At 70.9% G+C, this 11,197-nt stretch carries 9 protein-coding genes; 6 read left to right on the top strand and 3 right to left on the bottom strand.

Annotated elements, in window-relative coordinates; genetic code table 11:
* The first annotated feature begins 344 nt into the window (after positions 1–344).
* A complete protein-coding gene (locus tag FAF44_RS06750) occupies positions 345–1,301 on the top strand; it encodes a glycoside hydrolase family 26 protein (RefSeq protein WP_237102158.1) in 957 nt (318 codons plus the stop codon).
* Here FAF44_RS06750 and FAF44_RS06745 read toward each other — a convergent pair.
* The 3 genes from FAF44_RS06745 to FAF44_RS06735 all read right to left on the bottom strand — a co-directional run bounded on the left by FAF44_RS06745 (position 1,246) and on the right by FAF44_RS06735 (position 4,214).
* Positions 1,246–2,127 (bottom strand): sulfite exporter TauE/SafE family protein, encoded by an 882-nt coding sequence (locus tag FAF44_RS06745; protein ID WP_237102157.1) that lies wholly within the window; start codon positions 2,125–2,127, stop codon positions 1,246–1,248. The two genes, FAF44_RS06750 and FAF44_RS06745, sit on opposite strands and share 56 nt — an antisense overlap.
* Entirely contained in the window at positions 2,124–3,338 is a 1,215-nt protein-coding gene (gene cysC, locus FAF44_RS06740) for an adenylyl-sulfate kinase (protein ID WP_237102156.1), read from the bottom strand. Before cysC ends, FAF44_RS06745 begins: the two co-directional genes overlap by 4 nt.
* 156 nt (positions 3,339–3,494) lie before the next feature.
* On the bottom strand, positions 3,495–4,214 hold the full coding sequence (locus FAF44_RS06735) for a bifunctional 2-polyprenyl-6-hydroxyphenol methylase/3-demethylubiquinol 3-O-methyltransferase UbiG (protein WP_237102155.1): 720 nt from the start codon (positions 4,212–4,214) through the stop codon (positions 3,495–3,497).
* Positions 4,215–4,276: 62 nt separating this feature from the next.
* Here FAF44_RS06735 and FAF44_RS06730 point away from each other — a divergent pair, with 62 nt between their 5' ends.
* The 5 genes from FAF44_RS06730 to eno all read left to right on the top strand — a co-directional run bounded on the left by FAF44_RS06730 (position 4,277) and on the right by eno (position 11,180).
* The gene (locus FAF44_RS06730) at positions 4,277–4,648 is read left to right on the top strand and encodes a signal peptidase I (protein ID WP_237102154.1); all 372 of its coding nucleotides are present in this window, start codon (positions 4,277–4,279) and stop codon (positions 4,646–4,648) included.
* A 92-nt stretch (positions 4,649–4,740) separates the two neighbouring features.
* The gene (gene mfd, locus FAF44_RS06725; protein WP_237102153.1) at positions 4,741–8,229 is read left to right on the top strand and encodes a transcription-repair coupling factor; all 3,489 of its coding nucleotides are present in this window, start codon (positions 4,741–4,743) and stop codon (positions 8,227–8,229) included.
* Positions 8,230–8,258: 29 nt separating this feature from the next.
* Complete coding sequence (locus FAF44_RS06720; RefSeq protein ID WP_308193288.1) at positions 8,259–8,861, top strand: SurA N-terminal domain-containing protein; 603 nt, start codon at positions 8,259–8,261, stop codon at positions 8,859–8,861.
* Between the two features lie 2 nt (positions 8,862–8,863).
* A complete protein-coding gene (locus FAF44_RS06715; protein WP_237102152.1) occupies positions 8,864–9,799 on the top strand; it encodes a MazG family protein in 936 nt (311 codons plus the stop codon).
* Between the two features lie 103 nt (positions 9,800–9,902).
* Positions 9,903–11,180 (top strand): phosphopyruvate hydratase, encoded by a 1,278-nt coding sequence (gene eno, locus FAF44_RS06710; RefSeq protein WP_237102151.1) that lies wholly within the window; start codon positions 9,903–9,905, stop codon positions 11,178–11,180.
* Positions 11,181–11,197: the final 17 nt, after the last annotated feature.

Here is an 11,197-nt window from a genome sequence, read left to right as displayed (position 1 = left end):
TAAGAGTGACGGTGAGCGCCACGGCTGAATACCCAAGATTTTCTCCGGTAAGGCCAAAAAGAAGCTCTCCCGAAAAGCGAAATTTCACGAAATCGTGGATGTCACCTCAGCGCTATGAACTGGGGAGACTTCCACACTGGCTGAAGTTCCAGGAATGACATGGCAAGGTTCAGGTGTGAAACGCGGGGGTCGTTCGACGAGGGGGTTGGAAGGCTTTGCAACAACGGGGAATTTCTCCAAGAAAACAGGTTAAATGGTGTATTCCGGTCATTGCCGCGGTACTGGCCACCGCCTGCTCCAGTGCCGACAACCCCGGCGCCCGGCCGGCGCCGCCCCCGTCCCCCGTGGCCAACCAGGCGGGCACGCCCACCTGCACGGTCACCACTAGGCTCATCCCGTCGTGCGGCGCGTGGTGGGGCCTGGCCCCCGAGGTCTTCACCGGCGCCTCGATCGAGCAGGCGCTGCACGGGGCCGAGCAGCGCATGGACGCGGCGGCCGACGTGCTGCACGTCTATCACCGGGGCAGCGAGTTGTTCCCCACCGAGGCGGAGATCAGGCTGGCCCGCGACCCGTCCAGGCCACGGGTGCTCATGATCAACTGGAAGCCGTCGTTCGACCACACGTGGGCGGAGATCGCCCGTGGCGGCCTCGACGCCCGGATCGACCGGCTGGCCGGATACCTGAGACGCACCTTTCCCGAACGCTTCTTCCTCACCCTGCACCACGAGCCGGAGAACGACGTCGACGCCTCCTCGGGCTCCGGCATGGAGGCGGCCGACTACGCGGCCATGTTCCGGCACGTCGTGCTGCGGCTGCGCGAGAAGGGCGTGCGGAACGCGGTCGTGGTGATGACGTACATGGGGGCGCCCAACTGGGCGGCCAAGCCCTGGTTCGAGGAGCTCTACCCCGGTGACGACGTGGTCGACTGGGTGGCCATGGACCCCTACGCCGACGACCGGGTGCACGACTTCGACGAGCTCGTGAACAAGATGCGCAGGGAGTACCCCGACTGGCAGGGCTTCTACCGGTGGATGCAGGCGCGCTTCCCCGGCAAGCCGGTCATGGTGGCCGAGTGGGGGGTCTTCGAGCGGGCCAGGGACCGCTCGTTCAAGCGCCGCTTCTTCGAGTCCGTGCGGCGTCAGATCAAGCAGTATCCGCAGATCAAGGCGCTGATCTACTTCGACTCGCCACAGGCGCCGCGCGGTGACACGAGCTTCGACTCCGACCCCGGGGCCGACCGGGCCTTCAGCGAGCTGGCTCGAGATCCGTACTTTCGCTCGACGCCCGTGCCGCGGACCTGACCCGCAGCCGCCAGCCGATCACGGTGACCGCGGTGGCCGCCACGAGCGCCCCGACGGTGAGCGCGTTGCTCGCGTCGAGCAGCTTGAGCGCCGAGGCGAGCAGGACGATTGCCAGCATGGCCCTGATCAGGCCGCCCGGAGCGCGTGAGGAGATCCGCGCGCCGAGGTAGACGCCCGGGATCGAGCCGATGAGCAGCGACACCGTCAGATCGAGCTGGAAGTCGCCGAACAGCAGGTGGCCGAGCGCGGCGGCGGCGACCAGGGGCACGGCCTGCACGAGGTCGGTGCCGACGAGCTGGTTGGCCTTGAGCGCCGGATAGAGCACGAGCAGGGCCACGATGATCAGCGATCCCGAACCGACGGAGGAGACGCCCACCACCAGGCCGCCGACCGTACCGACCAGTAGAGTAGGGATTGGGCGCACGACGATGTCGTGCGCGCTCGACGTGCCGCCCCGCCCGCCGAGCCAGCTCTTCACCGCCATGCCCGCCACGGCCAGCAGCAGCGCGACGCCGAGCGCGTACTTGACGGCGTCGGAGACGGCGAACGCCCTGGCCAGGAACACCCCGCAGAAGGCCGCCGGCACCGACCCCACGCACAGCCAGCCGACCAGGCGCAGGTTGACGGTGCCCCGCCGCAGGTGCACGACGCCGCCGACCGGCTTCATCACGGCCGAGGCCACCAGGTCGCTGGAGACCGCCGCCAGCGGCGGGACGTTGAAGAACAGCATCATCATCGGGGTCATGAGCGCCCCGCCGCCCATCCCGGTCAGCCCGACCACGACGGCGACCAGGAACGACCCGCCGATCAACGCCCCGTCGATCAACGGACCCAGCCTCCGCCCCGCAGCGTGTCCAGCACCCGGGACACGGCCGCCTCGATCGACAGGTGCGTGGTGTCGATGACCAGGTCGGCGTCGTCCGGCTCCTCGTAGGGGTCGGAGATGCCGGTGAACTCGGGGATGAGGCCGGCGCGGGCCTTGGCGTACAGGCCCTTGCGGTCGCGTCGCTCGCACTCCTCCAGCGGGGTGGCGACGTGCACGAGCAGGAAGTCGGCCCCGACGGACTCGACCATCTCGCGCACCTCCTCGCGGGTGGCCGCGTACGGCGCGATCGGGGCGCAGACGGCCAGTCCGCCGTGGCGGGCGGTCTCGGCGGCGACGAAGCCGATCCGGCGGATGTTCAGGTCGCGGTCCTGCTTGGAGAAGGTCAGGCCCTTGGACAGCAGGTGGCGCACCACATCGCCGTCGAGGTAGGTCACCGTGCGGGTGCCCAGCTCCAGCAGCGCGTCACGCAGGCCGCGGGCGATCGTGGACTTGCCCGAGCCCGACAGCCCGGTGAAGAACACCACCAGGCCGCGACGGTGCGGCGGGCCGGGGATGCGCACCGGCTCGGGGCCCGCCAGGTGCTCGGTGGCGCCGAAGGCGGCGGCGACGTGCTCGCGCAGCTCAAGGTCGATCTCGGGCTCGTCGCGGGGGGCCAGCGGCACCGGGACGACGATCGTGTCCGCGGGGAGCTGCTCCTTGGCGCGCAGCGCGGCGCGGACCACGGCCGGGCCCGCCTCGCCGTAGGAGAGGGGGAGCAGCAGGATCGCCGCGTCGAGCTCCTTGGCGGTGGCGACGATCTCGGTGAGGTCGTCGAGCGGGCCCCGCATGGTGACGGCCAGCGCGGGCCGCCCGTCGAGCTCCGTCCGCACCTGGGCGGGCGTCCGCCGCAGGCGCGCGAACGGCCCGTGCTCCGGCGCGCTCAGCGTCTTGAGCGGGCCCGCGGTAAGGCCGTCGGGCTCGTGCGCGGCCACGGTCAGCACGGCCAGCGGCAGGCCCTCGGGGTCGAGCAGGGTGACCTCGTCGCCCAGGTTCAGGTCGGCGGCGACGTGGAGGGTGACGGGCGCGGGCCACGGGGTGCCGTCGGCCAGCGTGCCGTGCTCGTGGACGGTGTGCGCGTCGTCGTGGCCGAGGAACCCCGTCAGCGGCTCGAACGCGCCGGAGAGCAGCAGTTCGAGGTCGGCCAGCTCGCGCGGGTCGGGGGTCCACTCCACGTTGTCTGCATCCCAACTATTCCGATTGAATTGGTAGGAAAGGAGTCTACCGGCTGACACCAGTGTGTCGCCAGACCCCTGCCGGTGGCCACGGCACCCCCGTGTTCACGCCCCCTCCCTCGACGGCCCTCGACGGCCCCTTGATGGCGCTGACGCTCAGAGCAGCCGTGCGAAGTGGTGCTGGGGCTTGCGGATCACCATGGTGATCTCGTCGTGGGAGGCGGGGAAACGGCCGCTGGTCAGCCTGGACATCAGCGTCACGGCGGCGGCCCCGGCCCGGCGGGCGCGGGCGGGCCCGCTGGTGTGACGCTCGTCGTCGGTGATCATCAGCCCCCGGCTCAGGCAGAACGCGTGCAGCCCGTCGCTGGAGGCCAGGGGCTCGTACACGGCCGGCAGCGGCCCCGGCGTGCCGGGGTGCACCAGCCCCCGCCAGACGGCCCGCCGCAGCAGCGCCGGCGTGAGCCGGTCGAGCAGCCCGTACGCCGAGCGCCGATCGCGCACGCGCAGCAGCACCAGCCCCCCGGGCCGCAGCGACTGCAGCAGCCGGTCGAAGACCAGTTCGGCGTGCCGCACCCGTTCCAGCAGGAACGAGAGCTGGATGACGTCGAACGCCCGGGGCGGCAGCGGCACCGAGCGCAGGTCGCCCAGCGACCAGGCGACGAGGTCGGCCCGCTCCGCCAGGACCCGCCTGATCGCGGGATGGTCCTCGTCGGCTCCGGTGGCCCTGGTCTCGACGTGTTCGAGCACCGGCGCCTGGTCGCCGGCGCACCCGGCGACCAGCACGTCCAGCCGCCTCATCGGTTGCCCGGCACAGTGCTCGCGGAGCCTCTGACCGAAGAGGTCGCCTCGCTGGGCGACCGATCGCACCTCAGACATGTGACCTACAGTAATCAATCGATCCCTCCGCGTAAGGCATTTCCCTGCTAGCGTCCCGGCCCGTGAGCGATGGGGGCGACGGGGTCTACGTGGGCAACGCGGGCGCGGACGGGGCCGGCGACCAGGGCTGGCTGCTCGGCCACTTCAAACCCCCGGGCGATCCGCGGCACAGCGACGACGTCGAGATCAAGTGGGGCGTGCACCCGGCGGGCGACGAGCGCGAGAAGTGGGTCAGGGGCGAGCGGCGCACGGCGCTGCTGGTGCTGATCAGCGGCCGGTTCCGGGTGGAGCTGCCGGGCCGGAGCGTGCTGCTGTCCGAGCCGGGCGACTACGTGGTGTGGGGCAAGGGCGTCGACCATTCGTGGCGGGCGGAGGCCGATTCCACCGTGCTCACCGTGCGCTGGCCTTCCGTGCCTGGTTACCGAGTTGGCTGAGCCGCGGCGGCGAGTACCCTTGAGGAGGACCCCCGCGACCTGACTCGGCCGGGGGTAATCGTGTTGCCGTTGTGGGGCTGTGGGCGTATCTGATGAGTCTTTCCGGGCTACTTGACCTTGTTCGCGCCGACCCGAAGCTGTCCGCCGCTCTCGAAGAGGGCGGCGACGTCTCGTTGATCGCGCCGTCCGCGTTGCGGCCGTTCGGCGTGGCCGCGCTGGCCACGCACGACCAGCGCACCGTGCTGGCCGTCACCGCCACCGGCCGTGAGGCCGAAGACCTCGCCGCCGCGCTGACGAGCCTGATCGAGCCGAGCGCCGTGGCGGTGTTCCCGGCCTGGGAGACGCTGCCGCACGAGCGGCTCTCACCGCGCAGCGACACCGTGGGCCAGCGGCTGGCGGTGCTGCGCAGGCTGGCCCACCCGGTCAAGGGCGACGCCGCTGCCGGGCCGCTGAGCGTGGTCGTGGCCCCCGTGCGGGCCCTGTTGCAGCCGATCGTGAAGGGCCTGGGCGACCTGGAGCCCATCCGGTTGCGGGCCGGCGACGACGCCGAGCTCGACACCGTCGTGGACAACCTGGTCACCAACGGCTACCACCGGGTCGACATGGTGGAGAAGCGCGGCGAGGTGGCCGTGCGCGGCGGGCTGCTCGACGTGTTCCCGCCGACCGAGGAGCACCCGCTGCGGCTGGAGTTCTGGGGCGACACCGTCGAGGAGATCCGCTGGTTCAAGGTGGCCGACCAGCGCTCGCTGGAGGCGGCCGAGGACGGGCTGTTCGCGCCGCCGTGCCGGGAGCTGCTGCTGACCGGCGAGGTGCGGGAGCGGGCCCGCGAGCTGGCCGAGCAGCACCCGGCGCTGGCCGAGGTGCTCGACCAGCTCGCCGAGGGCATGCCGGTCGAGGGCATGGAGGCGTTCGCGCCCGTGCTGGCCGGGGAGATGGACCTGCTGCTCGACCACCTGCCGGTCAGGTCGGGGGTGTTCGTGTGCGACCCCGAGCGGATCAGGGGCCGGGCCGAGGAGCTCGTCCGCACCTCGCAGGAGTTCCTCGAAGCCTCCTGGATCAACGCCGCGGCCGGCGGCGAGGCGCCGATCGACCTGGGCGCGGCGGCGTTCCGCACGCTGGAGGAGATCCGCGACCACGCCGACGCGCTGGGCCAGCCGTGGTGGACGATGGCCCCGTTCGGCGGCGGCGTGGAACTGGCCGCTCAAGACTCCGAGGCCTACCGCGGCGACACCGCCAAGGCGCTGGCCGACATCAAGGGCTGGCTGGCCGAGGAGAAGGCCGTCGTGCTGCTCAGCGAGGGCCACGGCCCGGCCGAGCGCATGGTGGAGCTGCTCAAGGGCGTCGACGTGCCGGCCCGGCTTCAGCAGTACCTCGACAAGGCGCCCGAGCCCAAGGTCGTGCACGTCTCGACCGGCCTGATCGAGCACGGCTTCATCACCCCCGGCCTGGCCGTGCTCACCCACCTCGACCTGGTCGGCCAGAAAGCCTCCACCAAGGACATGCGGCGCCTGCCCTCGCGCCGCCGCAACATGGTGGACCCGCTCCAGCTCAAGGTGGGCGACCACGTGGTGCACGAGCAGCACGGCGTGGGCCGCTACGTCGAGATGGTGCAGCGCACCGTGCAGGGCGCCACCCGCGAGTACCTGGTCATCGAGTACGCCAAGGGCGACCGCCTCTACGTCCCGACCGACCAGCTCGACGAGGTCACCCGCTACGTCGGCGGCGAGGCGCCCACCCTCAACCGCATGGGCGGCGCCGACTGGGCCAAGGCCAAGTCCAGGGCGAAGAAGGCGGTCAAGGAGATCGCCGGCGAGCTGATCAGGCTCTACTCCGCCCGCATGGCCTCGCCGGGGCACGCCTTCGGGACCGACACGCCGTGGCAGCGGGAGATGGAGGACGCCTTCCCGTACGCCGAGACCGGCGACCAGCTCGAGGCCATCGACGAGGTCAAGCGCGACATGGAGCGCGGCGTCCCGATGGACCGGCTGATCTGCGGCGACGTCGGCTACGGCAAGACCGAGATCGCGGTGCGGGCGGCGTTCAAGGCCGTCCAGGACGGCAAGCAGGTCGCGGTGCTGGTGCCGACGACGCTGCTGGTGCAGCAGCACATGTCCACCTTCGCCGAGCGCTTCTCCAGCTTCCCGATCTCGATCAAGCCGATCTCCCGCTTCCAGACCGACGGCGAGGTCAAGGGCACGATCGAGGGGCTGCGCTCGGGCGCGGTGGACGTCGTGATCGGCACCCACCGGCTGCTCAGCCCCGAGGTCAGGTTCAAGGACCTGGGGCTGATCATCATCGACGAGGAGCAGCGCTTCGGCGTCGAGCACAAGGAGGCCATGAAGCACCTGCGCACGCAGGTGGACGTGCTGGCCATGTCGGCCACGCCGATCCCGCGCACCCTGGAGATGGGGCTGACCGGCATCCGCGAGATGTCCACGATCCTCACCCCGCCGGAGGAGCGGCACCCGATCCTCACGTTCGTGGGGCCGTACGAGGAGAAGCAGATCGGGGCGGCGATCCGGCGCGAGCTGATGCGCGACGGGCAGATCTTCTTCGTGCACAACCGGGTGGCCTCGATCAACAAGGTCGCCGCGCGGCTGCGTGAGCTGGTGCCCGAGGCCCGCGTCGCGGTGGCGCACGGGCAGATGAACGAGCACCAGCTCGAGAAGATCATGGTGGGCTTCTGGGAGCGGGAGTACGACCTGCTCGTCTCCACCACGATCGTCGAGTCGGGCCTCGACGTGCCCAACGCCAACACGCTGATCGTCGACCGGGCCGACAACTACGGCCTGTCGCAGTTGCACCAGCTCCGCGGGCGCGTCGGGCGAGGCAGGGAGCGCGGTTACGCGTACTTCCTGTATCCGCCGGAGAAGCCGCTGACCGAGACCGCGCACGAGCGGCTCGCGACGATCTCGCAGCACACCGAGATGGGCGCGGGCATGTACGTCGCGATGAAGGACCTGGAGATCCGCGGCGCGGGCAATGTGCTGGGCGCCGAGCAGTCGGGGTTCATCGCGGGCGTCGGCTTCGACCTGTACGTCCGGCTCATGGCCGAGGCCGTGCAGGAGCAGAAGGCCAAACTGTCGGGCGGGGAGGCGCAGGAGGAGCAGCCGGACGTCAAGGTCGAGCTGCCGATCAACGCCCACATCCCGCACGACTACGTGACCTCCGAGCGGCTGCGGCTGGAGGCGTACAAGCGGATCGCGGGCATCGCCGCCGAGATCGACATCGACGAGGTGCGCGACGAGCTGACCGACCGTTACGGCAGGCCTCCGGCGGAGGTCGAGAACCTGTTCGCGGTCGCCAGGTTCCGGATCAGGGCCCGCGCGGCCGGGCTCACCGACGTCACGCTGCAGGGCCAGAACATCAAGTTCGGCCCGGCCCGGCTCAGGGAGTCGCAGCAGGTGCGTCTCGACCGGCTGTACAAGAAGGCGATATACAAGCAGGCGGCCGAGACGCTGCTGGTGCCGGTTCCCAAGACCAAGCCGCTGGGCGGGCAGCCGTTGCGCGATCTCGACCTGCTCAAATGGTGCGGTGACCTGGTCGAGGCGATGTTCCTCGAGCCGGCACGGGTAAGCTAGCGGCGGTTTCTGGTCGGAAAGGGACGTACGTGAAGTCGATACGAGTGGCTGCGGCCGCCGCTGCGGCGGTTGTGGCACTGACCGCCTGCTCCTCGCCCATGCAGGCCGGCGCCGCGGCCGTGGTCGGGAACGAGCGCATCTCCATGAGTGAGCTCAACGCGGACACGAAGGGTTACCTGGCCGCGCTGAAGCAGGCCAAGCTGGACGAGTCGGCGCTCGGCGTGCCGGCTATCCAGGCCGTGCTGCAGCGTCTGGTCAACGTGAGCGTGACGAACCAGCTCCTGGCCCGTCACAAGGTGCAGGTGAGCGAGACCGAGGTCGACACCGCGCTCAAGGACCCGGGCCAGTTCGAGTCGCCCGAGATCAACCTGCTGGCCAACGGCGTCGCGCCGGCCGACGCCCGCGAGTACGCGCACGCCATGGTGGGCCTGACCAAGCTCCAGACGCAGTTCGGCGGGCAGGCCGGTCAGCAGCGGCTGATCGAGGAGTTCAGCTCCATCAAGCCGATCTACAACCCGCGTTTCGGCGCGCTCAACGCCCAGCGCTCCCAGGAGAACCCGGCGCTGTTCGTCGACACCGGCAGGTTCGGCAAGCTCACCCAGCAGCAGGCGCCGCAGCCGACCGAGGGCTGATCGTGGCGCTGATCGTCGTCACCACCTCGCCCAGGGTGGCGCCGGGCCTGCTCGGCCACCACGCCTGGCAGGCCCTGCGCTCGGGGCCGGTGCTGACCGGCTCCGGCGCCCATCCGCTGCTTCCCTACCTGGCCGAGGCCGGCATCGAGGTGGAGGTGGTCGAGCCCGATCCGCGCGCGCTGGCCGTGCGCGCGGTGGGCGAGACCGTGGTGTGGCTGTCGGAGCAGGACGGCGAGGACTTCATGCGCGCCGTCGGGCACGCCGCCGTCGCGCTCGACGAGCCGCCGCTCATCGAGGTCGTGCCGGGCTCGTACGACCTGCCGGGGGCGGGGGTGCTCGACCTGGTGGCGGTCATGGACCGGCTGCGCGCCGAGTGCCCGTGGGACCGCAGGCAGACGCACGAGACGTTGGCGCCGTACTTGCTGGAAGAGACCTACGAGGTGCTCGAGACGATCGAGCAGGGCGACTACCCGGCGCTCCGGGAGGAGCTGGGCGACCTGCTGCTGCAGGTGGTCTTCCACGCGCGGGTGGCCGAGGGCTTCGACATCGACGACGTCTCGGCCGGGATCGTGGAGAAGCTGGTCCGCCGCCACCCGCACGTGTTCGGGTCGGTACGGGCCGAGAGCGCCGACGAGGTCGCCGACAACTGGGACGCGATCAAGGCCGCCGAGCGGGCGGCCAAGGGCCGGGAGTCGGTGCTCGAGGGCGTGCCCATGGGGCAGCCCGCGCTGTCGCTGGCCGCGCAGCTCCTGCGCCGGGCCGAGCGGGCCGGGGCGCCCGAGTCGCTGTCGGCCGCGGTCGGGCAGGGGGTCGCGCGAGAGCTGTTCGACCTGGTGCGCCGGGCCGCCGAGGCCGGGCTCGACGCCGAGGCGGAGCTGAGGGGCGCGGCGCGGTCGTACCGGGAGCGCGTGCGCACATGGGAGTCGTCCGCCGGCTAGGGGCGCTCGAACCGCCCCCGGGCGGGCGGAGCGGCCGACTCGGCGCGTGGCCGTACCGATAGGCTCTGATGGCATATTGCCATTCGAATTAGGAGCGCATCCCGTGGCTACCATCGAGGTCGTTTACGCTCGCGAGATCCTCGACTCCAGGGGCAACCCCACGGTGGAGGTCGAGGTCGTCCTCGACGACGGCAGCACCGGCCGGGCGGCCGTGCCGAGCGGGGCGTCCACCGGCCAGTTCGAGGCGGTCGAGCTGCGTGACGGCGGCAAGCGCTACGGCGGCAAGGGCGTGGAGAAGGCCGTCCTCGCGGTGACCGACGAGATCTTCGAGGAGATCAGCGGGGTCGAGGCCGAGGACCAGCGCATCATCGACCAGATCATGATCGACCTCGACCGCACGCCGAACAAGGGCAAGCTCGGGGCCAACGCGATCCTGGGCGTCTCGCTCGCCGTGGCCAAGGCCGCCGCCGACAGCGCCGACCTGCCGCTGTTCCGCTACCTGGGCGGCCCCAACGCGCACCTGCTGCCCGTGCCGATGATGAACATCCTCAACGGCGGCGCCCACGCCGACACCAACGTCGACATCCAGGAGTTCATGATCGCGCCGATCGGGGCGGAGACGTTCCGCGAGGCCGTGCGCATGGGCACCGAGGTCTACCACGCGCTCAAGGGCGTGCTCAAGGAGAAGGGCTACGCCACGGGCCTGGGCGACGAGGGCGGCTTCGCGCCCAACCTGCCGTCCAACCGCGACGCGCTCGACCTGATCCTGGTCGCCATCGAGCGGGCCGGCTACGTGCCGGGCGAGGACGTGGCGCTGGCGCTCGACGTGGCGGCCTCCGAGTTCCACAAGGACGGCGTCTACACGATCGACGGGAAGGGCGTTCCGGCGCAGGAGCTGATCGCGTTCTACGAGGACCTGGTCGCCAACTACCCGCTGGTCTCCATCGAGGACCCGCTCGACGAGGAGGACTGGGAGGGCTGGAAGGCCATCACCGCCGCCCTGGGCGACAAGGTGCAGCTCGTCGGCGACGACCTGTTCGTGACCAACCCCGAGCGGCTCGGCCGCGGCATCGACGAGGGCGCGGCCAACGCCCTGCTGGTCAAGGTCAACCAGATCGGCACGCTGTCGGAGACGCTCGACGCCGTCGACCTGGCCCACCGCAGCGGCTACCGGTGCATGATGAGCCACCGCTCCGGCGAGACCGAGGACACCACGATCGCCGACCTGGCGGTGGCGGTCAACTGCGGTCAGATCAAGACCGGCGCGCCGGCCCGTTCCGACCGCGTGGCCAAGTACAACCAGCTCCTGCGCATCGAGGAGCTCCTCGACGACGCGGCGCGCTACGCGGGTCGCGCGGCTTTCCCGCGTTTTCGGCGCTAGTTTCGAGTACGGCTCGC

The organism is Nonomuraea sp. MG754425, from assembly GCF_021699195.1.
GTDB lineage: Bacteria > Actinomycetota > Actinomycetes > Streptosporangiales > Streptosporangiaceae > Nonomuraea.
Note: the sequence above shows the minus strand (reverse complement) of the source record. Positions and strands in the feature narration are given on the sequence as shown.

What these genes read in the sequence shown, in the direction of transcription:
- FAF44_RS06735 (WP_237102155.1), bottom strand. Translation starts at nt 4,214, where the DNA reads ATGTCTGAGGTGCGATCGGTCGCCCAGCGAGGCGACCTCTTCGGTCAG.
- mfd (WP_237102153.1), top strand. Translation starts at nt 4,741, where the DNA reads ATGAGTCTTTCCGGGCTACTTGACCTTGTTCGCGCCGACCCGAAGCTG.